Origin of the sequence: Pontimicrobium sp. SW4, assembly GCF_039954625.1 — a bacterium.
GTDB lineage: Bacteria > Bacteroidota > Bacteroidia > Flavobacteriales > Flavobacteriaceae > Pontimicrobium.
This window is the reverse complement of record NZ_CP157199.1, coordinates 2,757,051-2,779,849: the sequence shown is the minus strand read 5'-3', so window position 1 is coordinate 2,779,849 and position 22,799 is coordinate 2,757,051. Positions and strand designations below refer to the sequence as shown.

Annotated in this window: 23 protein-coding genes; 12 read left to right on the top strand and 11 right to left on the bottom strand. The window is 31.8% G+C overall.

From position 1 onward, the window contains the following. Positions 1 to 52: 52 nt before the first annotated feature. Both ABGB03_RS12860 and ABGB03_RS12855 read right to left on the bottom strand, forming a co-directional pair. Positions 53 to 253, bottom strand: a complete 201-nt coding sequence (locus ABGB03_RS12860) for a dodecin family protein (protein WP_347922978.1) — start codon at positions 251 to 253, stop codon at positions 53 to 55. A 77-nt stretch (positions 254 to 330) separates the two neighbouring features. Then, positions 331 to 1,233 (bottom strand): NifU family protein, encoded by a 903-nt coding sequence (locus tag ABGB03_RS12855; protein WP_347922977.1) that lies wholly within the window; start codon positions 1,231 to 1,233, stop codon positions 331 to 333. Between the two features lie 146 nt (positions 1,234 to 1,379). On the opposite strand from ABGB03_RS12855, the gene ABGB03_RS12850 reads away from it, so the two are divergent. Next, positions 1,380 to 2,387, top strand: coding sequence for a type IX secretion system membrane protein PorP/SprF (locus tag ABGB03_RS12850; protein WP_347922976.1), 1,008 nt, complete (start codon positions 1,380 to 1,382; stop codon positions 2,385 to 2,387). A gap of 36 nt (positions 2,388 to 2,423) precedes the next feature. On the opposite strand, the gene ABGB03_RS12845 is transcribed toward ABGB03_RS12850, so the two are convergent. Continuing rightward, positions 2,424 to 3,566, bottom strand: coding sequence for a vWA domain-containing protein (locus ABGB03_RS12845; RefSeq protein ID WP_347922975.1), 1,143 nt, complete (start codon positions 3,564 to 3,566; stop codon positions 2,424 to 2,426). Between the two features lie 206 nt (positions 3,567 to 3,772). Between ABGB03_RS12845 and ABGB03_RS12840 the strand changes: the two genes are divergently transcribed. The 3 genes from ABGB03_RS12840 to ABGB03_RS12830 all read left to right on the top strand — a co-directional run bounded on the left by ABGB03_RS12840 (position 3,773) and on the right by ABGB03_RS12830 (position 7,322). Further along, positions 3,773 to 5,941 carry a histidine kinase gene (locus ABGB03_RS12840; RefSeq protein WP_347922974.1) on the top strand — a complete coding sequence of 723 codons (2,169 nt, stop codon included), beginning with the start codon at positions 3,773 to 3,775 and terminating at the stop codon, positions 5,939 to 5,941. After that, complete coding sequence (locus ABGB03_RS12835) at positions 5,938 to 6,672, top strand: LytTR family DNA-binding domain-containing protein (protein ID WP_347922973.1); 735 nt, start codon at positions 5,938 to 5,940, stop codon at positions 6,670 to 6,672. Before ABGB03_RS12840 ends, ABGB03_RS12835 begins: the two co-directional genes overlap by 4 nt. A gap of 134 nt (positions 6,673 to 6,806) precedes the next feature. Further along, positions 6,807 to 7,322: a gamma carbonic anhydrase family protein gene (locus ABGB03_RS12830; protein WP_347922972.1), complete on the top strand. Its 516-nt coding sequence runs from the start codon at positions 6,807 to 6,809 to the stop codon at positions 7,320 to 7,322. Between the two features lies 1 nt (position 7,323). On the opposite strand, the gene murI is transcribed toward ABGB03_RS12830, so the two are convergent. The 8 genes from murI to ABGB03_RS12790 all read right to left on the bottom strand — a co-directional run bounded on the left by murI (position 7,324) and on the right by ABGB03_RS12790 (position 15,722). Further along, positions 7,324 to 8,103, bottom strand: coding sequence for a glutamate racemase (gene murI / locus ABGB03_RS12825; RefSeq protein ID WP_347922971.1), 780 nt, complete (start codon positions 8,101 to 8,103; stop codon positions 7,324 to 7,326). Positions 8,104 to 8,175: 72 nt separating this feature from the next. After that, entirely contained in the window at positions 8,176 to 8,685 is a 510-nt protein-coding gene (locus ABGB03_RS12820) for an OmpH family outer membrane protein (protein WP_347922970.1), read from the bottom strand. A 32-nt stretch (positions 8,686 to 8,717) separates the two neighbouring features. Then, complete coding sequence (locus ABGB03_RS12815) at positions 8,718 to 9,887, bottom strand: OmpH family outer membrane protein (protein WP_347922969.1); 1,170 nt, start codon at positions 9,885 to 9,887, stop codon at positions 8,718 to 8,720. A gap of 168 nt (positions 9,888 to 10,055) precedes the next feature. Then, on the bottom strand, positions 10,056 to 12,641 hold the full coding sequence (gene bamA / locus ABGB03_RS12810) for an outer membrane protein assembly factor BamA (protein WP_347922968.1): 2,586 nt from the start codon (positions 12,639 to 12,641) through the stop codon (positions 10,056 to 10,058). Between the two features lie 10 nt (positions 12,642 to 12,651). Beyond that, positions 12,652 to 13,392 (bottom strand): isoprenyl transferase, encoded by a 741-nt coding sequence (locus ABGB03_RS12805; RefSeq protein WP_347922967.1) that lies wholly within the window; start codon positions 13,390 to 13,392, stop codon positions 12,652 to 12,654. Between the two features lies 1 nt (position 13,393). After that, entirely contained in the window at positions 13,394 to 14,080 is a 687-nt protein-coding gene (locus tag ABGB03_RS12800; protein ID WP_347922966.1) for a DUF6089 family protein, read from the bottom strand. 97 nt (positions 14,081 to 14,177) lie between these two features. Continuing rightward, positions 14,178 to 15,062, bottom strand: coding sequence for an NAD kinase (locus ABGB03_RS12795; RefSeq protein ID WP_347922965.1), 885 nt, complete (start codon positions 15,060 to 15,062; stop codon positions 14,178 to 14,180). Positions 15,063 to 15,065: 3 nt separating this feature from the next. Continuing rightward, entirely contained in the window at positions 15,066 to 15,722 is a 657-nt protein-coding gene (locus ABGB03_RS12790; protein WP_347922964.1) for an acetoin utilization protein acuB, read from the bottom strand. An 88-nt stretch (positions 15,723 to 15,810) separates the two neighbouring features. Between ABGB03_RS12790 and ABGB03_RS12785 the strand changes: the two genes are divergently transcribed. The 8 genes from ABGB03_RS12785 to ABGB03_RS12750 all read left to right on the top strand — a co-directional run bounded on the left by ABGB03_RS12785 (position 15,811) and on the right by ABGB03_RS12750 (position 22,796). Next, a complete protein-coding gene (locus ABGB03_RS12785; protein ID WP_347922963.1) occupies positions 15,811 to 16,524 on the top strand; it encodes a pyridoxine 5'-phosphate synthase in 714 nt (237 codons plus the stop codon). Then, entirely contained in the window at positions 16,525 to 17,193 is a 669-nt protein-coding gene (locus tag ABGB03_RS12780; protein WP_347922962.1) for an SDR family NAD(P)-dependent oxidoreductase, read from the top strand. Positions 17,194 to 17,199: 6 nt separating this feature from the next. Then, entirely contained in the window at positions 17,200 to 17,970 is a 771-nt protein-coding gene (locus tag ABGB03_RS12775; RefSeq protein ID WP_347922961.1) for an alpha/beta fold hydrolase, read from the top strand. A 42-nt stretch (positions 17,971 to 18,012) separates the two neighbouring features. Continuing rightward, complete coding sequence (locus tag ABGB03_RS12770; RefSeq protein WP_347922960.1) at positions 18,013 to 18,363, top strand: phage holin family protein; 351 nt, start codon at positions 18,013 to 18,015, stop codon at positions 18,361 to 18,363. Between the two features lie 78 nt (positions 18,364 to 18,441). Then, positions 18,442 to 19,767, top strand: a complete 1,326-nt coding sequence (tig, locus tag ABGB03_RS12765) for a trigger factor (protein WP_347922959.1) — start codon at positions 18,442 to 18,444, stop codon at positions 19,765 to 19,767. An 84-nt stretch (positions 19,768 to 19,851) separates the two neighbouring features. Then, the gene (gene clpP, locus ABGB03_RS12760; protein ID WP_347922958.1) at positions 19,852 to 20,526 is read left to right on the top strand and encodes an ATP-dependent Clp endopeptidase proteolytic subunit ClpP; all 675 of its coding nucleotides are present in this window, start codon (positions 19,852 to 19,854) and stop codon (positions 20,524 to 20,526) included. 94 nt (positions 20,527 to 20,620) lie between these two features. Then, positions 20,621 to 21,853 (top strand): ATP-dependent Clp protease ATP-binding subunit ClpX, encoded by a 1,233-nt coding sequence (gene clpX, locus ABGB03_RS12755; protein WP_347922957.1) that lies wholly within the window; start codon positions 20,621 to 20,623, stop codon positions 21,851 to 21,853. Positions 21,854 to 22,001: 148 nt separating this feature from the next. Then, on the top strand, positions 22,002 to 22,796 hold the full coding sequence (locus ABGB03_RS12750) for a prolyl oligopeptidase family serine peptidase (RefSeq protein ID WP_347922956.1): 795 nt from the start codon (positions 22,002 to 22,004) through the stop codon (positions 22,794 to 22,796). Positions 22,797 to 22,799: the final 3 nt, after the last annotated feature.

Here is a 22,799-nt window from a genome sequence, read left to right as displayed (position 1 = left end):
CATAAAAAAAGCGTTCCTTTTAGAACGCTTTATAATGTGTTTTGAAAATGGTTTAATTAACTTCAAAAGTAATTTTCAAGTTCACTCTAAACTCAGTCACTTCATCATCATTAACAACTACGCTTTGCGATTGTACAAATGCCGATTTAATATTCTTTACGCTTTTTGAAGCTTGCTTAACAGCTTTTTTTGTTGCGTCTTCCCAACTTTTATCTGAATTTGCTAATACTTCAATTACTTTCATTACTGCCATGATTATATATTTTTATAGATTAATCTTATGTATAAGAAACAAAAAAATAAATAAAGTCACAACATTACTAATGTTCTTTAACCGTTTATTGCCTCAACAGTTTCAACTTTACCTTGTAACATTTCTTTTAGCATATTTTCAATACCATTTTTTAATGTAAAGGTTGATGATGGGCAACCACTGCAGGCTCCTTGTAAAATAACTTTCACTTTTTTTGTTTGTGGGTCATAAGATTCAAATTGAATATTTCCACCATCACTTGCAACAGCAGGTTTTACATATTCCTCTAAAATATTTACAATTTCTTTTGAAACATCGTCTAATGTTTCAAATTGCTCTTCTTTAGCAACTTCAGTGTTTTTAGTTATTTCAGGAGCATCATCTGTGACTATAGCTTTCCCATTTTCAATGTAGGTTCTAATAAATTCTCTCAACTCCATAGTAATGTCGTTCCATTCAGCAACGTCATATTTGGTAATAGATACGTAGTTTTTGTCAATAAAAACACTTTTAACGAATGGAAAATGAAACAATTCTGTAGCAAAAGGCGATGTTTTTGCTTCGTCTATTGAAGTGAATTCTAACATAAAGGGTGTTAAATTTTTATTGGCAACAAATTTCGTAACTGCTGGATTTGGCGTGCTTTCGGCATATACTGTTACAGCAGTTTTTTTCTTTGTTTCTGTAGGAGCAACAACAACACCATCGCTATTTAAATAATTTTCTATTTGTTCTCTTACTTCATTTTGAACATCATTCCAGGTGACTATGTCAAAACGCTCAATAGCAACAAAATTGCCAGATATATATACTTTTTTAACAAATGGTAGATAAAATAGTTGTTGGGCTAAAGGAGAATTTTTAGCATCATCAATGTTATTAAACTCAAAGCTTTCGTATTGAGTTAAAAAAGAATTAGCTTCAAATTTAAGTATGGTTGGATTGTTTGTTTCTTGTATAGAGACCTCAATTTTTTTCATTGCAAATATATTTTTTGCAAAAATAATAAAAGAAATGTCGAGTTATATATATATTTGGTAATCATTAACCTAAATTTAGTAATCATTTTTGCTAAATGATGTAAGGTGACTTATAAAGCCCCAGTTACTTTGAAATATAAAATTATATGAAATTGAAAAAACTTTCGTTACTCTTCGTTGTGCTTTTTTTAGCGCAATTTTCCAAAGCACAAGAAGGATTGCCAATATACTCTGATTACTTAACAGATAACTATTACTTAATCCACCCATCTATGGCTGGAGCAGCAAATTGTAATAAAGTAAGGTTAACTGGTCGTCAGCAATGGTTAGGGCAATCTAATGCACCAAGTTTACAAACGTTAAGCGTTAATGGTCGTTTTGGAGAAACACCTTCAGCTTATGGAGCCATTGTCTTTAATGATAAAAATGGGTATCATTCACAAACTGGAGCTTATTTGACTTATGCACACCATTTAATGTTTTCTAGAAATCCAATCGATTTAAATATGCTATCATTTGGGTTAAGCGCAGGAATGATTCAATATAAATTAGATGAAACTTCTTTTTTAGCTGATGGTTTCGACCCTATTATTTCTGGAATAGAACAAAGTGCGACCAATTTTAATATTGATTTTGGGTTCTCATATTTCTTTCTAGACTTCTATGCACATGCAACTGTCAAGAATGTTCTAGCTAACGATGGTATAAATTTTAACGAACAAGGACTTAGTTATAACAACTTAAGAACTTTTTTGTTTTCTGCTGGAAATGTATTTAGCCGTCTAGGTAGCGAATGGAGTTACGAACCTTCTATTATGTTTATGCACCGTGATGCTACTAAAGAATCTTTAATAGACTTAAACATGAAAGTGTATAAGGAGGTTGAATTTGGAAAGTTTTGGGCTGGATTATCCTATAGAACAAGCTTAGATGGTGCCGAGTTTTTAAATGGCACAGGCGTAAGCAGTCAAAAACTACAATATATTACGCCATTAGTTGGTGTTAATTATAAAAACTTTGTCTTCGCCTATACGTATTCTTATCAAGCAAACTCAGTGGTTTTTAATAATGGAGGTTTTCACCAAATCACGTTAGGAATCAACTTTGGCTGTAGGCGAGAGAAGTACGAATGTAAATGTCCAGCAATAAACTAATATTAAAAAGCCTTGATTATTTCAAGGCTTTTCTTTTTAATTCCATTGGTAATTTTTCTTTTTCGCTTGTGTTTTTATGGCTTGTATCATAGCATTTTCCAAACCATTTTTAGTGTCTTTTTGCTTTGAAGCTATATAGGTTCTTCGTTTAGTATTCAATTCCTGTATTTCTTTTTGAATTTGTAATCGCTCTTTACTTTTTTTAGTAACATAAGCTCTTATTTCTTTTATAGATTTCCCTTTTAATGTATCTGGTAATGCAGAATCATCCAATTTTTCCACTTCAACAACTTTTTCTTCAAGAGCATCGACCAAATCCCATTTTGAATTTTTGTAGAAATGCGAGCTTTTACTAACCGTTCGGCCTACTGCATTTGCTTTACTATAGCTTTCAGCTTCGTTATCTTGAGCCATTTGCATAGATACTTTGGCTGCTCCACGCTTTCCATAAGCGATATAAGTGTTGTTAAGTCTCTTGTTTAACTCTAAAATAGCATCGTCATAAGGTGAAGCTATATGAACTGTTTTCTGGTTATGGTCTATAGCTAAATAGTCTCCATTGGTTAGAATAGCACCATCTTTCCAAAAGGTAGAAACCCCTTGTTGATAGTTGCCACAATAAATAGTGTTAATCGTTACATCTTTTTCATTGGCATTAGTTGCTGCATGTTTATAGTTGATTTTCCCTTGGTTAAATGGTTCGTTTCCAGCAATAAAAACGAGTTTTAAATCGTCTTGGTTGTTTCCCCAATCTAATTGATTTAATGACGATTGAATAACTTGACCGCAAAACTCACTACCTCCATTAGTTGTTAAAGAGAAGAGTTCTTTAGAGATATCATCCAAGTCGTTGGTAAAACCTAAAACTTGTCTAATATAACCTTCATGCGAACTTAAATTGTCATTTCCATATTCGTATAATGCAATTTGAAGGCTAGGACGCTCATCATTACACTTAGCATACGACAACTCATTTACAATACTCCAAAGTTGCGCTTTTGCCTGGTCTATTAATCCATCCATACTATTACTAGTATCTAATAATAGGGCAACTTTAATAAATTGCTTGTTTTTCTCAGTATGAGGTTTCTGATTCTCATAGTGTTTGTTTGTGGCATTTGTGGTAATAAAGCCAATCATTAAGGTCAATGTAAAACCTAGTTTTAACAGTGTTTTCATAATATTCGATTTTTATTGATGACATAAACTTAGAACCAATTTTTTTGCTAAAAAAACCAGAATGAGTAAACACGAAAGGTTAATGAGTGTAGCCACTTTTTGAATGAGTAAAGTGGTCAATTTGTAAGTTAAACTAACTTTTATACACTAAAAGGCATTTTATTTTACCAAGTAAAGTATGTAAGTTTACCTTTCAAGAAATAAAAATGATAAAACTAGCTCGACATATTACTATACTACTTGTACTGTTGTTTTCAAGCTCAATGCTTGCTCAAGAAGTAAATAACGAAGCGGTAAAAGAAATATTTGTAGTAAGAGGGTCGGTGTTAGAAAAAAGTACTTATAAACCTATCCCGAAAGTAAATATTCTAGTAAATGGAGGTGCTTATACTACCACTAATTCGCTTGGAGAATTCAAAATTAATGCATCTAAAGGTGATGAACTCATTATAAAACATAATGATTTTGAAACCATTTACTATATTATTCAAGATAACGAGCGTATTAGAGTTGAGGTAGAGCATAATGACTCAAAAAACTTTATCAGCAAAATTTCTAAAAGAGATGCTGGTGCTTTTAAATCTTTAATAGATTCTGCAGATACCTATTTAAAAAAAGATGCAGAAAAAAGTATCCAATTTATTACCGATGCTTTGACTGTATCTAGTACTGTAAAAGAAAATGCTGAAGTTTATGAAACTTTAGGTGATGTATATTTCGAGTGGAAGCAATATGATTTAGCTATTTCAAATTACCGAATAAGCCTTCAAAATATTGATGAAAATGGTGTGAGGTTAAAACTTGCTAAATCATTTCAATTCAATGAAAATTATCAGGAAAGTATTGATGAATATCTATCAATAAATAAAGACGATTTATCCAATTGGCAATTAACCAGCCTTTATGAAGGTTTAGGAGATGTCTATGTGGTTACTCAAGATTTTGTTGCTGCCATTAATGCTTACAAGGAAGGTCTTCAAGTAGCTCAAAAACATTTAATAACTCCCAAAATTACTGATTTAAATTCAAAAATAGCCGAAGCATATAATGCTTCTGGAGCTATTAAAAAAGCTGAAGGGTATTTTCAAAACTCTCTTGAACTTGCTTCCAAAGAAAACAAAAAAAGAGCAGTTGAAGAAAAAGTAAAAGTTGCTGATTTTGAAAGTAAGAATAAAGAATATGGTAAAGAAATTGAACTTAGGAAGCAAGCACTTGTTGAAATAAATGATATTGAAAGAGATTCCATTTTTAATAACGAAAGTGCCATTACGCCTCAAAAACAGAATTATAAAATAGGAAGTGCGTACGCCATACAAAAAGATTTTCCTAATGCCATTCAATACCTTGAAAAGAGTATTGAAGAAGCAAATAACAAGGAAGATTTAGTAGTGCAGAAAGATGCTACTAGAAAACTTGCTGAAGTCTTTAGAGATGACGGAGATATTGATAAAGCTATTTCAACAACAAGAATCTATGAACGATTAGTAGACGAGCTTTATATAAAAAAAGAACAAGAAATATCGCAGGCAGCACGTTTAGCAAAAGATTTAGCAATAAAACAAAATCGTATTACAAGCCTTGAAAGTGATCGTGCATTATCCGAAAGTAAATACCAATTAACAATAGAGCGAAATAAGCGTCAAAAGCTTATTATTTATTCATTAATAGGAGGTTTGTTGTTATTGCTTATTGCAGTATATTCAATGTTAAAAAACATGAAACAGCAAAAGTTAAATAATAATCTTTTAGCATTAAAATCGCTACGTAGTCAAATGAATCCGCATTTTATATTTAATGCATTAAACTCTGTTAATAGTTTTATCGCAAACAATGATGAACGTACTGCTAATAAATATTTATCTGATTTTTCACTCTTGATGCGCGCAGTATTGGAAAACAGCGAAGAAGATTTTATTCCCTTAGAAAAGGAAATAGAATTACTTAAACTTTACACCAAATTAGAGCATTTTAGATTTAAAGATAAGTTTGATTACGATATTATTATTGATGAGAATGTAAAAGTAAACGAGTTCCAAATACCACCTATGTTATTGCAACCATATATTGAGAATGCTGTGTGGCATGGATTAAGGTATAAAACAGAGAAAGGACAATTAAACATCAATATCTCTCAAGTCGATAAAGATGAATTAAAAATAAGTATCACAGATGATGGTATTGGACGCGATAAATCCAAAGCCATGAAAACCGAAAATCAAAAAAAGCACAGATCTAAAGGATTGGGGAATATTAAAAAACGTGTGGCTATTTTAAACGAGATGTATAAAGATAAAGTCGATGTATTTATTGACGATTATTTAGATACCGAAGATTCAGGAACTAAAGTTGTGGTAACCTTAAAAAAGATTAAATGAAACTAAAATCTATCATAGTAGAAGACGAAGAAACAAGCAGAGAAATTTTAAAAAATTATCTTAAAAAATATTGTCCTAATGTTGAGGTGCTAGCCGAAGCTGCTAATGTTGACGAAGCGTTATTACTTATAAGAAATAATGAATTAGATCTCGTGTTTTTAGATGTAGAAATGCCATTTGGTAATGCATTTGATTTACTGGAAAAAGTTGGTGATAGAGATTTTGAAACAGTGTTTGTAACTGCCTATAACCATTATGCAATTGACGCTTTAAATGCACATGCGAGTTATTATTTAATGAAACCCATTTCTATTGACGAACTTATAAAAGCAGTAGATTACGTCGTTGAAATTAAAACGAAAGAAGACGCTTTGCAAGACCAAGTATTAATTCCTAAAACAAATAATGTAAACGGTAAAATAACTATTCCGCAACAAGATGGATTTGAGGTATTGGAAACTGCCAATATTTTATATTGTAAAGCCGACGATAATTATACCGAGATTTATTTAAACAACAACAAAAAGAAGCTAGTTAGTAAAACGCTTAAGTATTTTGAAGATGCGTTAACAGATTCAGGATTTGCTAGAGTGCATAAAAGTTACTTGGTAAATGTCAATGAAGTTGTTAAATACATAAAAGGAAAAGGAGGGAGTGTTATGTTAAGTAACGGAAAAGAGATTATGGTCTCAGCCTCTAAAAAATCAGATTTATTATCATATTTTAAATAAAAAAAGGATGTCAGTTCGAGTGATTTCACATAGCGAAATTGTATCGAGAAGACATGAAACATAGTTCTCGATACATTTTCTTTCAGAAAACACTCGAACTGACAACAAACAAATCAATAACTAAACAATAACACATGCCAATAATAAAACCAGTAAAAGGAAAATCACCAAACATACCAAACGATTGTTACATCGCGGAAAACGCAACTATTGTGGGTGAAGTCACTATGGGAAACCAATGCAGTATTTGGTTTAATGCAGTAATTCGTGGTGATGTGCATTACATAAAGCTAGGGAATAAAGTAAACGTACAAGATGGAGCAGTGATTCATGCAACTTATAAAACCTCACCAACAACCATTGGAAATAATGTGTCTATTGGTCATAATGCCATTGTACATGGTTGTACTATTCAAGATAATGTACTTATAGGTATGGGAAGTATAGTGATGGATGATTGTGTGGTTGAAAGCAATAGTATTATAGCTGCAGGCGCTGTTGTTACTAAAAATACTAGAGTGGAAGCAGGTAGTATTTATGCTGGAACTCCTGCAAAAAAAATAAAAGATATTAGCAAGGAACTTATTTCAGGAGAAATCAACAGAATTGCAGATAATTATGTGAAATATTCCAGTTGGTTTAAGGAGTAATTTAGAACTCCAAATGTTCAACCTTAAAACCATCGCCTATAAGTTCATTCAAAACCTTAGTATTTCCATTTGTAAAAAATGTATGTTTAGCTTTTACTTTATTTGTATTAAGTAATTGATGTTTTTCTAAAACGGCCTTAGTTTGTTTAGCAACTGCCTCACCAGAATCGATTATTTTAACATGTTTTGGGAGTATTTCAAGTAATATTGGCATTAAGTATGGGTAATGTGTGCAACCAAGCACTAAATGATCTATATTGGCTTCTATCATAGGTTTTAAATAGATGTTTAGCAACCCTTTCATTTCATCGGAATATAATTTCCCAGTTTCAATAAGCTCTACAATACCTTCACCCTTTTGTTCTATGATATTAATGCCATTCCCAAATAGGTTGGTGGTTTTATGAAAAAGCTTACTTGAAAGTGTACCTTTTGTTGCCAAAATACCAATAGCATTGGTTTTAGTTTGTAATGCAGCTGGTTTTATAGCTGGTTCAATACCAATAAAAGGAATAGTATAGTTAGCACGTAAATAATCAATGGCATTGGTTGTAGCTGTGTTACAAGCAACAACAATTAGTTTACAGTTTTTGTCTAATAGAAGCTCTGTATTTTTTATACAAAGTTCTTTAATACGCTCTTCCCCTTTTGGACCATAAGGAGCATTAATACTATCTGCCAGATAGATAGCGCTTTCAAAAGGTAGTAATGTATGGATTTCTCTCCAAATAGAAGTCCCTCCAACGCCAGAGTCAAAAATACCAATAGGTTGTTTATTCATGTTATTACAAAAATAAAAAAGCTGTCTTATTCAGACAGCTTTTAAAATTGTTATTTAAGAAAAAGTAGTTTTTTAGAATCCTAGTTCTTTCTTAACATCTGCCATTAAGTCTTTACCATCGGCTAAAATTACACCTTGCCCTTGTGTTGAATCCAATACATATTGAAATCCTTGAGCTTTAGCAACTTTAATAATAGCTGCTTTAGCTTTTTCGGTAATAGGCTTTAATAAGTCAAATTCTTTCTTTTGCATTTCTTGTTGCGCATTACTTTGATATTGGCGGATATTTTGCTCCATAGCTGCAACTTCTTGCATTCTTTTTTGATTTGTTTCTTGAGTTTGAGCAGATGCTTCAGCATCATATTGCTTTACCTTGTTTTCATATTCCTTTCCCATTGATTGAATATCTGCTTCATAAGTTTTACCCAATTTTTCCATTTCTGCTTGAGCTGCTTTATAATCAGGCATCGCAGCTATTAACTCCTGCGTGTTAATATGAGCAACTTTACTTTGCGCATTCATAATACTTGTACTCCCAAATAAAAATAATGCTGCTAATACTAAGGTTTTTAAGTGTTTCATTTTAAATAAATTGTGTTATAAGTTGTTGTCTATTAATTATTTTTCTTTTTAGCTTTAGTAATGCTATCTTGAACTCTTTTTGCTTCAAGTTTTGCTTTTCTATCGGCTAATATTTTCTTTTTCTTATCTTCTAATGCTTTTTTACGAGCTTCTTTAGGGCTTAATTTTTTAGCTCCTGTACTATCTGTTGTTTTTTTAGCTACTTTATTTTCGGCATTTTTTGCATCAATCTTTGCTTGTCTATCAGCTAAAATCTTCTTTTTCTTATCTTCTAGTGCTTTCTTTCTTTTTTCGGCAGCACTTAACTTAGGTTCTTCAGCTTTTTTCGTTTCTGTTTTAACTACTTCTGCAGTTTTCTCTGTATTATCTACTGTTTTTGTAGCTTCCTCTTTAACATTGTCCGCTTTATTACTAGTATTGTTGCGTGCATCTAGTTTCTCTTGTCTTGCCTTAGCACGTTCTTCAAGAATTTGTTGTCTTTTATCTTCAAGAGCTTTTTTCTTAGCTTCACGATCAGCTTGCTGTTTTGCACGCTTATCTTCAATATCCTTTTCTCGTTCCGCTTTTTTGTCAGCTAAAGCTTGTGCTCTTGCTTCTTGACTTTCATTTATTTCAGGAACAATTTCTTCTGCTTCTGCAGTTTTTTTCTCCTTACGATTTTGAGCTTGCGTACGTTTGGCTGTTCTAGTTATGGTACGCAATATTTGGTCGCTTATATCATATCTATCTGCCGAATATAGCATTACAACATCTGCTGATTTATCAAAAACAAAATCATAATTTTTACTGGTCGCAATTTCTTGTACTGCTGTAAAAATTTGATCTTGAATTGGTTGCATTAATTGTTTTCTTTGAATCATTAAATCGCCATTTGGGCCAAAACGCTTTTGTTGATAATCAAGAACTTCATTCTCTTCAATGTTAATGTCTTCTTGACGTTCCTGAATTAATTCGGGTGTTAATAGAACACTTTCAGAAGATAATTGCTTCTTCTTTTGATCTATTTCACTTAAACGTTTTTCGATTTCTTTTTTCCATTTATCAACCTTAGTATCTAATTGAGTTGAAGCGCTTTGGTATTCAGGGACATTTTGTAAAATATACTCAGTATCTATATAACCAATTCGTACACTTTTTTGTGCAAAAGTAGATAGACTAATAAAGGATGCTATTGCCAGTAAAAAAAGAACTTTTGTTTTCATCCGTATATGTTTTAAATAATTGTTTATTTCTTTAAAATATAACACTAACAGACAATTTTTAGATTTGGATGCAGCGTTAATATTTATCAAATAAACGAAATATATTTTGAAAAATTTTAACGAGCTAATTAAATCGTTAAACTGTACATAGAAAATATCGTGCCAAACTTAAAATTGCTGCCCAATTATAAAGTGTGTCTCCCATCCATGCTTAATAGTTTGTCCTGGTAAAGGATCGAAACCATGTCCGAAATCAATACCTAATAAACCAAATGCAGGCATAAATAATCTAATACCTAAACCAGCAGATCGTTTTAAAGCAAAAGGATTATAATCTCTAAAATTATCATACGATGCTCCAGCTTCTAAAAAGGCTAATGCATAAATCTTAGCTTGTTGTGATTTTAAGGTTATAGGGTATCTTAATTCTAAAGAAAACTTGTTGTAAATAGTACCACCATCTTGTGATGATAATGATTGGTTTGGATAGCCTCTCAATGCAATGGCTTCTCTACCATCTAGACTATAAGTTCCCATACCGTCGCCACCAAGAAAATAACGCTCAAAAGGAATAACGCCTCTATCGTTATTGTAAGCACCTAAGAAACCAAATTCAATTTTAGGGCGTAGCACCATATCTCCAACAACTCTTGTATACCATTCACCATTAAACTTTACTTTATAGAACTCTAACCACTTAAAACGTTCTTGATCTATTTCAGCAATTCTATTAGCTGCTGCAGTTCTAACTGAATTAGAGTTAGATGTATTATTTTGAATATCAGTTTGGTCGATTCTTTCTTCTTTTAATGCTTTGTAATCTACATTATTAAATGCTGAATATGGCAAAGATAATTTTGCTGTAACTCCAAACTTAGAACCACCAGTTGGATAAATAGGGTCAAAATTAGTATTATCTCTACTAAGTCCAATAGTGTATGCTAAGTTGTTAGCTGATCCGTCACCAAAAGTAAATAAACCTGTATTGTAATTTTTTAAATCATAATGCTGAAAGCTTAAAGCTTGGGATAAAATAAAATAATCATCTGGTACAGATAGTCTTTTGGCTAGCCCAACTGAAAGCCCTGTGATATTAAAGCGACGGTCTTTGTCGGCATTTCGTGTTTGAGGATTATATAAAAACTGCTTCGTGTGAGATATAGATGTAGAAAAACTCACAGGTTTTTTACCACCAAACCAAGGTTCAGAAAATGAAAAACTATAAGTTTGGTAAAATCTACTTGCTTGTAAACGAAGTGCTAATTTTTGACCATCTCCCATAGGAATTGGTTGATAAGCTTCTTTTTTAAAGATGTCTTTTATAGAGAAGTTATTAAACGATAGTCCTAAAGTACCAATAAAGCCACCTCCACCATAACCACCTTGTAATTCTATTTGACTAGAACCACGCTCAACAACAGAGTATTCCATATCTAAGGTTCCATCATTAGCATTTACATTTTTAAAATCTGGAGATATTTGTTGTGCATCAAAAAAGCCTAATTGTCCAAGCTCACGAATTGTACGTATAACATCTGCTTTGTTATACCTTTGCCCTGGACGTGTTCTAATTTCTCTATAGATAACATGATCGTTTGTTTTGTCGTTTCCAACGACAGATATTTTATTAAAGTAAGCTACTTTACCTTCAACAATTCTAATTTCCATGTCAATTACATTACCATCTGCACTTGTTTCAACAGGAGTAATGTTAGAGAATAAATAGCCGCTATTTTGATAAAGGTTTGCTAAATCATTACCATCTGGCTTTGTTTCGTCTTGAATTCTTTTTTCTAGTTCAACGCCATTATAAGTGTCTCCTTTATCAATTCTAAGAATACTATTTAATTGTTTGTCTGTATAAACAGTATTTCCTAAGAATTTAATATCTCCATAAGTGTATTTTTCACCTTCTTCTAACTGTATGTTTAAAGTAATTGTATTATCCGAATTGTAGATTAACGAATCTGAGATTATACGCGCATCTCTGTAGCCATTTTCTTTGTACTTGTCAATAATACTGGTTAAATCTTCGTTAAAGTCTGCTTCAATATATTTTGAGCGTTTTAAAATTCTTATAGGATTTTTCTTCTTAGTGTTTTTCATGGCTTTTCTAAGCTTTTTTGCACTAAGTTTTTCGCTGCCAATAAATACAATGTCTTTTATTTTTACTTTGTCACCTTTGTCTATATTAAGCTTTAAATTAACTCTTTGCTTCTCTATAGTGTCTGTTACTTCAGAAGGAATAACAGTAACTTTAGCTTTTAAAAAACCTTTCTTTTGGTAAGAGTTTTCTAAATAATTTTCGGTAGTAGTAATTAAGTTTTCGGTAACTTTAACACCAGGTATAAGTTTATTGTCTTTAATAATATCGTCAAATTTCGATTTCTTGACACCTTCAATTACTACGTCTTTTAACTCGGGAAGATCTTTAAGCTCAATCTCGAGATTCGCCACATTGCCCTCAATATTACTTATGTAAATATCTATACTGCTAAATACATTTAGTTTCCATAGCTTTTTTACCGCTTCACCAATTTTTGATAATGAAGTTGTTGGGATAGTAATTTCTTGTCCTTTTCTTAATCCTGAATAGGTTATTACAGATTCAGCATTAAAACTTGTACTTCCAGTAACAGTAATTTCGCCAATGGTATAAGTTTTTGAGTTTTCTGTATTGTCTATTTGTGCAGATAAGGTTATGCTGCTAAATATAAAGGCAATAAATAAAAGTCTAGTAATGTATGCTTTCAATAGTTTAATATTAGCTAAGTTGTTCACTCGTTTTTCCAAATCGTCTTTCTCTTTGTTGATAGTTTATTATGGCTTCATACAAATGTTGCTTTGTAAAATCTGGCCAAAACACATTTGTAAAATATAATTCAGCATAAGCAATTTGCCATAATAAGAAATTACTTATACGTTGTTCGCCACTAGTTCTAATTAATAAATCTACGTCTGGCAAATTTTGCGTGTAAAGATGCTCATTAATTACGGATTCATCAATTTTTTCTGGCGAAATTATATTATTTTTAACTTTAATACTTATTTGTTTAACAGTATTTACCAATTCGTCTCTAGAACCATAACTTAATGCAAGGGTTAGGGTTAAATGACTGTTAGCTTTTGTTAACTCCATAACATCTATAAGTTCAGTATATACCTTAGATGGCAATGCCTTAAGGTTTCCTATAGCGTTAAGTTTTATATTGTTTTTTTGAAGTGTTTTTATTTCTTTCTTTAAAGATGAAATTAGTAACTTCATAAGGGTTTGCACCTCTAATTTTGGTCTGTTCCAGTTCTCGGTTGAGAACGCATATAGTGTTAAATTTTTAACACCAAGTTCTGCACAACCTTCTACAACTTGCTTTACAGCTTTACTTCCTTTTTCGTGACCAAATAAACGTAATTTCCCCTTTTCTTTAGCCCAACGACCATTACCATCCATAATAATGGCAATGTGTTGCGGTAATTGGTCAATATGAATTTGATCTTTTTTATCCACGTTAAAAATCGCAGTAACAAGGTTTTCGTGCAAAGGTATAAGTTAAAGTAATACCTGTAAACATATACCAATCATTATTATTTAAATTCCCAAAACTATAATTAAAAAGCGATGATCTTTCTGGAAAATTACCATCTAGCTCATCAGAAAATGTATAGCGAGCCCCTATTTCGGCAGCAATAAGTATGTGATTGGTTAAAGTTGTTTTATAGCCTAATGCCATTGGTATTCCAGTGGCCCAACTTGATGTGTTTTCAGAAGTTTGAACCCCATTTCTAAAGTAATAATTGTCATGTTTTGCAAAAGAAATACCTGTATAAATATACGGCGTAGATTTGTTTCCATCACCATGAAGGTTAAAATCAAAAAAAGTAAATTCCATACCTAATGCAACCTCTAACAAATTACCATTAAAAGAATAATCTCTATCTATTCTTCTTGGATCGTCTGATTTTGAATCTTTTGCATCTAAGTCAGTAAAAATCACAGACAGCCTATAAGAATGTCTAGGGCTTCTATTCCATTTAAAAACACCTCCAAATGCTGGTTGATTAGGAGCAATATATCTACTCGAACCTACATCTCCAATTAAATTACTTCCACCAGCAAAAACACCAACTTCATAAATTTGGGCATAATTTAATTGGCTGTTTAAAAAGCATATAATAAAAACGGTTAAATACCTCATAGATGTTCAAAAGTTTGCAAATATAATAAATATGATGAGCCTATTATAATTTGTTGTTTAGTATTACAGATAAACACTAATTAAGAAAATTTATTGTCTAATTCCGTTTATCTTCACCCCAAAGAAGTTTATTGCGAAGTGTGCTTAAAAAACTTTCGCTAGAAAGTTCAATCATTTTAATTTTGAAGTCAGCTAATTTTATAATTACGGTTGCGTTATTGTCTAGCGTCGCAATTCTAGAATCAAGAGATACTAAATAGCTATCCTCTCTACCGCTAACTCTTAGTTTTATTTCGGTAGAATTTTGGATTACTAAAGGTCTAGCATTTAAATTATGAGGTGCAATGGGTGTTAAGGTAATGCTATCTGATTCAGGCATAATAACAGGTCCTCCGCAACTTAAAGAATATCCAGTAGACCCAGTTGGCGTAGATATTATGAGTCCATCTGCCCAATATGATGTTAGATATTCATTGTTTAGATAGGTTTCGACAGTAATCATTGAAGTAGTATTTTTTCTACTCACAGCAATTTCATTTAATGCTACGTTAAAGTCGAATAACGATTCATTCTCAGGCTCAGTGCGTATGGTGAGTAGACTTCTTTCAGAAATTCTATAATTCCCTTTTACAATATCATCTATAGCTTTTGCAATATTATTCTTTTGGATAGTTGCCAAAAAACCTAAACGACCAGTATTAATGCCTATAATAGGAATATTTAAATCACGTATATAAGTAGTGGCTCTTAATATTGTTCCATCACCACCAATACTTATAAGGAGCTCAAAAGTGCTATCTAATAATTTAAAAGTATTAAAACCTTTGATGATTTCTCGGATACTTTCTTCTTGCTCGATAGATTCAAAAAAGGAGGCTTCAATATGAACATCAAAAGATTTTTTATGGCAAATTTGAATAAGACTTTCAATAGGAATTAATGAATCCCTCTGATATACTTGACCGTAAATAGCAACTTTCATATACTATAGGTTTAAGTATTTATTTAAATAATCTGATCTTTCTTTAAGGTTTTGAACAAAAGTATCGTCCTCATGACCAGAAATAATGTTATAGCTATAGCGTCTAAAACTTTGAATAATATCATTAAGCCCAGTATTTCCTATTTTGAGTGTAATTTGCACCATATCGTTTTCAATTTTAGAAATAAAAGCACCCAATAGCTTACCGTTATTAGATTCGGCTATTTGGCAAACTTCACTAAACGAATAATCATTATACCCTTTTTCTACAATTAAGATGCCACCTGGTTCTGAGAAAAAAGGTGTTTGATTGAACATAGAGATAATATCATTAAGCTCATAGTAACCCAAATACTCATTGTTATCTCCTAAAACAGGCATAACATTTGTGTCCTTTTGAGCGAAAGCTTCTAAAATATCCAGCCAAAGGGTAGATTTTCTAACAAAAAAACCTTCAAGAGTGTATAAATGTTCAGCTATAGATTTATCCGAATCAAAGCAATGTGCATCAGTTTCAGAGATACAGCCAATATAAACTCCATCTTTTTGAACGGGAATATGAGAATACGTTAGCTGATTGAAAAGCTGTTGAGCCTCACCAATATTACTGGTAACTTTTAGAGGTTTAATATCATTAATTATATACTCGTTTAAAGGCATAATAGGATGTGTTATCTATTGCAAAATAATCAAAAATAAATACAATAAGCGTAACTTACTTTGTATTTTTGTGTTTAAAATTTTACTGATGACAAAGTTAAGTGTAAACATTAATAAGATAGCAACGTTGCGAAACTCAAGAGGGGGAAATACACCAAATGTTGTGCAATTTGCTAAAGATGTTCAAGAATTTGGAGCTGAAGGCGTGACAATCCATCCACGTCCAGACGAACGCCATATACGATATCAAGACGCTTACGATTTAAAACCAGTTGTTTATACTGAATATAATATTGAAGGGAATCCAATTCCAAAGTTTGTGGATATGGTTTTAGCTATTAAACCAACTCAAGTCACTCTGGTGCCTGATGCTGTAGATGTATTAACAAGCAACGCTGGCTGGAACACAATTAAGCATAAAGGGTTTTTAACTGAAATTATTAAGGAATTTAAAAATAACGGAATTAGAACCTCAATTTTTTTAGACCCTGTTGTTGAACAAGTGGATGGTGCCAAAGAAACAGGAACAGATAGAATTGAATTATATACTGAAGCTTTTGCACATCAATACAGCTTAGGAAATAAAAAGGCTGTTGAACCATATGCAAAATGCGCAGTTAGATGCAGTGAATTAGGCTTAGGTATAAACGCAGGTCACGATTTGTCACTTGATAATATTCAATTTTTTAAAGAAAACATACCTAACCTTTTGGAAGTATCTATTGGCCACGCATTAATTTCCGAAAGTTTGTATTTAGGAGTTGAAAATGTTGTACAAATGTATTTGAATAAATTGAAGTAAATGAAAAAAACAGTTTTAATAACTGGGGCTAGTAAAGGTATAGGATTTGCCCTTGCAAAAAAGTTTTTAGAAGAAGGTTTTTATGTTATTGGTACATCTAGAGATGGAAAAATTAAAGATGTTTTCAGTAAAGATTTTACAGTAATAAAACTAGATTTATCTGATGTTTCAAGCATTAACATAGCAAGCGATACGATTTTAAAACAATTCAAACCAATAGACATATTAGTAAACAATGCTGGGATTGGTCCCGATTTAGATATGGAATACCCAGAGTTGGATAGTTTTAACTTAACACTTAATGTTAATTTAACTGGAACAGTTTTCTTTACTGAGTCTATTATAAATTTTATTAAGAAAAAAGTAATTAATATATCTTCTAAAATGGGTTCAGTAAGTATGAATTCGAATACAGACTCTGTAGCTTATAGAATATCTAAAAGCGGTATAAATATGTATACCAAAATTTTAACTAATAGGCTGAAAGATAAAATAAATGTAGCAGCAGTTCATCCAGGTTGGGTAAAAACAACAATTTCAGAAAACAGTAACGAAAATGCTCGATTGACTTCAGAAGAATCAGCTAAGAGAATTTATAATTTTATTAATCGTGATTTTGACAACGGAGTATATTGGGATGTTGAAACTCATAGTAAAATAAGTTGGTAAATCTGTATGGAAAAAGTATTACATTCAAATATAATAGGAGAAGGTAAACCATTTGTGATCCTTCATGGTTTTTTGGGAATGGGTGACAACTGGAAAACGCTTGGAAAGCAATTCAGTGAGCAGGGTTATGAAGTACATTTAGTAGATCAACGTAATCATGGACGTAGTTTTCATGAGGAAGATTTTGATTACGATATTTTGGCTGAAGACCTAAAAAAGTACTGCGACTATCATGAATTAGAGAATATTATTCTACTTGGACATTCTATGGGAGGAAAAACAGCTATGCTTTTCGCGGCTAAATATCCAGAAAAAGTAGAAAAATTAATTGTTGCTGATATTTCTCCGCGTTTTTATCCAATACATCATGATACTATTTTAAAAGGATTAGCGGCATTAGATTTTAATGAGATTTCGTCTAGAACTGAAGCAGATGAAGTACTTTCAAAATATGTTTCAGAATTTGGAATAAGACAGTTCTTATTAAAAAATTTATTTTGGGTAGAAAAAGGACAGTTAGGCCTTAGAGTGAATCTAGAAGTTCTAACTAAAAATATATCCGAAGTAGGCGAAGCTTTACCTATACATTTAAAGTTTGAAAAAAGCACTTTGTTTCTTCGTGGAGATCGATCAGAATATATTGGAGCTAATGATGAGCGACTAATAAAAATGCAATTTCCAAATGCTTCGATTGCTACTGTAAATAAGGCAGGACATTGGTTACATGCCGAAAACCCTAAAGAGTTTTATCAATTCGTTATAGAATTCATAACCTAAAAAGGAATATTTCGTATCTTCAATCAAATAAAAATTAGATATATGAAACTATTAATGAAACTTGTTTTAAGTGCTATTGCTGTAGTTATTTTGGCAAAATTGCTTCCTGGAGTATCACTCGATGACTCATTTACTACACCTTTAATTGTTGCTTTAGTTTTAGCAATATTAAATGTGTTGGTAAAACCAATATTAATTATTTTAACCTTGCCTATTACCATCCTAACCTTAGGGTTATTTTTGTTAGTAGTAAACGCTTTAATTATATTATTGGCTGATAAGTTAATTGATGGTTTCCAAGTGTCTAGTATATGGACAGCTATTCTGTTTAGCTTGTTGCTTTCGTTTTTACAATCCATCTTATATTCTGTATTAAAAGAAGATAAAAAATAGACTGAATTTCAGTCAATTAAAAACTTTGTTCAATCTCAAAAATATCGTACTTTTGCAGCCAAATTTTATTTAGGCAAAATGAATATTACAAGAGAAAATATCGATGCATTAAATGCAGTAGTAAAAGTAGATATTGAAAAAGGCGATTATGCAGATAAAGTAGAGAAAATTTTATCCGATTATCGTAAAACTGCAAACATTCCAGGATTTAGAAAAGGACATGTTCCAATGGGAATGGTTAAAAAGCAATATGGAAAGGCTGTATTGGTAGATGAGGTAAATAAATTACTTCAAGATGCGTTGCATAAATACTTAACCGAAGAAAAGCTTGATGTTCTTGGAAATCCGTTGCCAAAAGCACAAGACGATTTAAATTGGGATGCCGATGATTTTACTTTTGAGTTTGAATTAGGCTTAACTCCAGAGTTCGAAGTAAAACTTAAAGGAAAAAAAGCTATTACGCATTACAACATTGTTGCTGATGATAAAATGATTGATGATCAAGTTGAAAATATTCAGAAGCAATACGGTAAAATCATTTCTAAAAACGAAGTTGAAGAAAATGACGAAATCACAGGAACTTTTGTAAACGAAGAAAAAGAGATTAATAACACCACAACTTTAACTTTAGATAAACTAAAAGGTAAGGTAAACGCTAAAAAGTTTATTGGCGCTAAAGTAGGCGATGTTATTACCTTAAAAACAAAAGGGCTTTTTAGTGACGATCATGATTTAATGAACTACTTAAAAGTACCTCATGGTGATGCTCATGGTTTAAATATTAATGTAGATTTTACAATTACCGAAGTTAACTCTAGAGAACTTGCTGATTTAGATCAAGAGTTATTCGATAAATTATTTGGAAAAGGCAACGTAACATCTGCAACTGAGTTGAAAGAGAAGATTAAAGAAGATGCCGAAAAGCAATTCGTTCAGCAATCTGATCAAAAATTATTAAACGATGTGACAGAATATTTAGTAGAAAACACAAAATTTGATTTGCCAGCTGAGTTTTTACAAAAGTGGATTCAAACAGCAGGAGAAGAGCAATTAGATGAGGTGCAAGCTAAAGAGGAATACGAAAAGTCTGAAAAAGCAATGCGTTATCAGTTAATAGAAAGTAAGTTAATTGTAGAGAATAACCTTCAAATAAACTTTGACGATCTAAAAGCTTATACGCACGAGATGATTAAAGGTCAAATGGCGCAGTTTGGACAAATGAATCCATCTGAAAAAGAGTTGGATGATATTTCGGCTAGAATATTATCAAATCAAGATGAAGTTAAGCGTTTGTCTGAACAATTAACAAGTCAAAAATTATTAGCATTCTATAAAGAAAATGCAAATCTTAAAGCTAAAGAATTGTCTTACGACAAATTTGTTAAAGAAGTTTACGGTTCATAGTTTTAAAAAATCACTATATTTAGGCGTTGAATTCATAAGGATTCAACGCTTTTTTTATTATCAATTATATTACTTAAAATAACTATGGATTACGGAAAAGAATTCGAAAAATTCGCTATAAAAGATCAAGGCATTAGTAGTACTTATTACAATAAAATTATTAGTAGTATGTATCCAACTAATTTAACACCAAATATTATTGAAGAGCGACAAATGAACATTGCTATTTTTGATGTGTTTTCAAGATTAATGATGGATCGTATCATTTTTATGGGAACTGCAATTAACGATCAAGTAGCAAATATTATTCAAGCGCAACTATTATTTTTGGAGAGTACAGATTCTACAAAAGACATTCAAATATATATTAACTCTCCTGGAGGAAGTGTGTACGCAGGTTTAGGTATTTATGATACTATGCAATTAATTAAACCAGATGTAGCAACTATTTGTACAGGAATGGCAGCATCAATGGGAGCAGTACTATTATGTGCAGGAGAAAAAGGAAAACGAAGTGGGTTAACACATTCTAGAGTTATGATTCACCAACCTTTAGGAGGTGCACAAGGGCAAGCTAGTGATATTGAAATTACTGCTCGTGAAATATTAATACTTAAAGAAGAGTTGTATAAAATAATAAGTAAGCATTCTGGACAAGATTACGACAAAGTATATGCTGATAGTGATCGTGATTATTGGATGAAATCTGATAAGGCTTTAGAATATGGAATGATAGACGAGATACTGTCTCGTAACTAGAAAAATAATATGAATAGTGTGTTGGTTTAGAAACATTTTGAAAAGTTTGATCAAAAGGTTTTCACTTTTAACTAATCACTTTTAACTTTAAAGAATGGCGAAGGAAGAATTAGAATGTTCGTTTTGCGGTAGAAAAAAACCAGAAACCAATTTATTAATAGCTGGCTTAGATGCACACATTTGTGATCGTTGTATTGAGCAAGCTCATGGAATTGTTATTGAGGAATCAAAACAAATGGATTCAGGAGATTTGTCTGCAGAATTAATGTTACGCAAACCTCAACAAATTAAAGGATTTTTAGACGAATATATCATAGGTCAAGAGCATACTAAAAAAGTAATGTCTGTAGCTGTGTATAATCATTATAAACGTTTATTGCAATCACCTACCGATGATGATATTGAGATTCAAAAATCAAATATCATGATGGTTGGTCAAACAGGAACAGGTAAAACGTTAATGGCAAAAACTATTGCCAAAATGCTCAATGTGCCTTTGGCAATTGTAGATGCTACAGTACTTACTGAAGCTGGGTATGTCGGTGAAGATGTAGAGAGTATTTTAACACGTTTATTGCAAGCAGCTGATTATAATCTAGAAAAAGCAGAACGAGGTATTGTATTTATTGACGAAATAGATAAAATTGCACGTAAAAGTGATAACCCTTCAATTACCAGAGATGTATCTGGCGAAGGTGTACAACAAGCATTATTAAAATTGCTTGAAGGAACAGTTGTTAATGTACCACCAAAAGGAGGTAGAAAGCATCCAGATCAAAAATTTATTGAAGTAAATACCGAAAATATCTTATTTATAGCAGGAGGTGCTTTTGATGGTATTGAGCGTCATATTTCCAAACGTTTAAATATGTCATCTATTGGTTATAAAGCGTCACATGAAGGAGAAATAATAGATAAGGATAATATTTTGCAATATATTATCCCTAAGGATCTTAAAGACTTTGGTTTAATTCCAGAAATTATTGGACGCCTCCCAGTATTAACATATATGAATCCCTTAGATGCTAATACCCTTAGAGCAATCTTGACGGAACCAAAAAATGCTATAGTAAAACAATACAAGAAATTGTTTGCTATGGATGAAATAGAGCTGTCAATAACTGATGGAGCGTTGGATTTTATTGTAGAAAAGGCAGTTGAGTATAAGCTTGGAGCACGTGGCTTAAGATCGCTTTGTGAAGAAATTTTAACTGACGCTATGTTTAATTTACCAAGTAGTAATGAAACTAAATTAAATGTTACTAAGGCCTATGCTGAAGGGAAACTAACAAAAACAAGACTTAAAAAATTAAAGGCAGTTTCTTAGTTTTTTAAGCTTTTAAAATAAATAAAAAAACCACTCGAAACGAGTGGTTTTTTCGTTGAATGTCTTTTTATTAAACGTCTAAAAATTATAAATTCTATTATATAAGAGCTTCTACAATAATTTTTTTTAAATTTGAGAAAAAGCACTCATGAAAAAGTTAAAAAAAGTATTAGTATTATTAGTAACAGTTTCTACAATATTAAGTTGTAGTAAGAAAGAATCAGCTCCAACTCCTGAAGTTCGAACGGCCGAAGATGTTATAGAAGATTTCCAAAATCTTGATGTACAGCCAGGGATTAATGATTTTGCATTAGAGACATTAGTCAGTGATAAGTACTGGAATTTTAGAGTTGTAGCGCCAGCAGATGCGTCAATTGATAATTTAAGACCGTTGGTTATTGATTTACACGGAGCTTCAGGAGGAAGTCCTTCAGCACATAAAAATACAGAATGTTATGTAGAAGATGGATTACAAATTTTAAATGCGTTCATTATTAGCCCTAATGCAGGTTTTGATGAATGGTACGATTCTTCAAACCAGCAACAAGTACTAGCATTAATAGATTTAGCAAAGTCTAATTGGTATATAAACCCTAGTCAAGTTATTATTACTGGTTATAGTAATGGAGGCAATGGAAGTTGGTTTTATGCAGATTATTATCCAGAACTTTTTTCAGCTGCAATTCCTATGGCAAGCTCATATGATCCAGAAAGAGCATCTGGTGAAGTTCCAGAAATAGATGTGCCATTGTATGTTATTCATGGGGAAGATGACGAATTATTTCCAGTAGAAGCAACGGAAGCTTTTGTAAACAAATCCAGAAATGCTGGCTCAAGCATAGAGTTTGTAGTAGCACCAGGACTATCACATTTGGATGTATGTGATTATGCAAGCTATTTAGCTGATGCTGCCACTTGGGTTCAAACTGAAGTTTGGAATTGATTT

Coding starts and splice junctions, on each gene's coding strand:
- ABGB03_RS12860 (WP_347922978.1), bottom strand. CDS start 253: ATGGCAGTAATGAAAGTAATTGAAGTATTAGCAAATTCAGATAAAAGT.
- ABGB03_RS12855 (WP_347922977.1), bottom strand. CDS start 1,233: ATGAAAAAAATTGAGGTCTCTATACAAGAAACAAACAATCCAACCATA.
- ABGB03_RS12850 (WP_347922976.1), top strand. CDS start 1,380: ATGAAATTGAAAAAACTTTCGTTACTCTTCGTTGTGCTTTTTTTAGCG.
- ABGB03_RS12845 (WP_347922975.1), bottom strand. CDS start 3,566: ATGAAAACACTGTTAAAACTAGGTTTTACATTGACCTTAATGATTGGC.
- ABGB03_RS12840 (WP_347922974.1), top strand. CDS start 3,773: ATGATAAAACTAGCTCGACATATTACTATACTACTTGTACTGTTGTTT.
- ABGB03_RS12835 (WP_347922973.1), top strand. CDS start 5,938: ATGAAACTAAAATCTATCATAGTAGAAGACGAAGAAACAAGCAGAGAA.
- ABGB03_RS12830 (WP_347922972.1), top strand. CDS start 6,807: ATGCCAATAATAAAACCAGTAAAAGGAAAATCACCAAACATACCAAAC.
- murI (WP_347922971.1), bottom strand. CDS start 8,103: ATGAATAAACAACCTATTGGTATTTTTGACTCTGGCGTTGGAGGGACT.
- ABGB03_RS12820 (WP_347922970.1), bottom strand. CDS start 8,685: ATGAAACACTTAAAAACCTTAGTATTAGCAGCATTATTTTTATTTGGG.
- ABGB03_RS12815 (WP_347922969.1), bottom strand. CDS start 9,887: ATGAAAACAAAAGTTCTTTTTTTACTGGCAATAGCATCCTTTATTAGT.
- ABGB03_RS12800 (WP_347922966.1), bottom strand. CDS start 14,080: ATGAGGTATTTAACCGTTTTTATTATATGCTTTTTAAACAGCCAATTA.
- ABGB03_RS12795 (WP_347922965.1), bottom strand. CDS start 15,062: ATGAAAGTTGCTATTTACGGTCAAGTATATCAGAGGGATTCATTAATT.
- ABGB03_RS12790 (WP_347922964.1), bottom strand. CDS start 15,722: ATGCCTTTAAACGAGTATATAATTAATGATATTAAACCTCTAAAAGTT.
- ABGB03_RS12785 (WP_347922963.1), top strand. CDS start 15,811: ATGACAAAGTTAAGTGTAAACATTAATAAGATAGCAACGTTGCGAAAC.
- ABGB03_RS12780 (WP_347922962.1), top strand. CDS start 16,525: ATGAAAAAAACAGTTTTAATAACTGGGGCTAGTAAAGGTATAGGATTT.
- ABGB03_RS12775 (WP_347922961.1), top strand. CDS start 17,200: ATGGAAAAAGTATTACATTCAAATATAATAGGAGAAGGTAAACCATTT.
- ABGB03_RS12770 (WP_347922960.1), top strand. CDS start 18,013: ATGAAACTATTAATGAAACTTGTTTTAAGTGCTATTGCTGTAGTTATT.
- tig (WP_347922959.1), top strand. CDS start 18,442: ATGAATATTACAAGAGAAAATATCGATGCATTAAATGCAGTAGTAAAA.
- clpP (WP_347922958.1), top strand. CDS start 19,852: ATGGATTACGGAAAAGAATTCGAAAAATTCGCTATAAAAGATCAAGGC.
- clpX (WP_347922957.1), top strand. CDS start 20,621: ATGGCGAAGGAAGAATTAGAATGTTCGTTTTGCGGTAGAAAAAAACCA.
- ABGB03_RS12750 (WP_347922956.1), top strand. CDS start 22,002: ATGAAAAAGTTAAAAAAAGTATTAGTATTATTAGTAACAGTTTCTACA.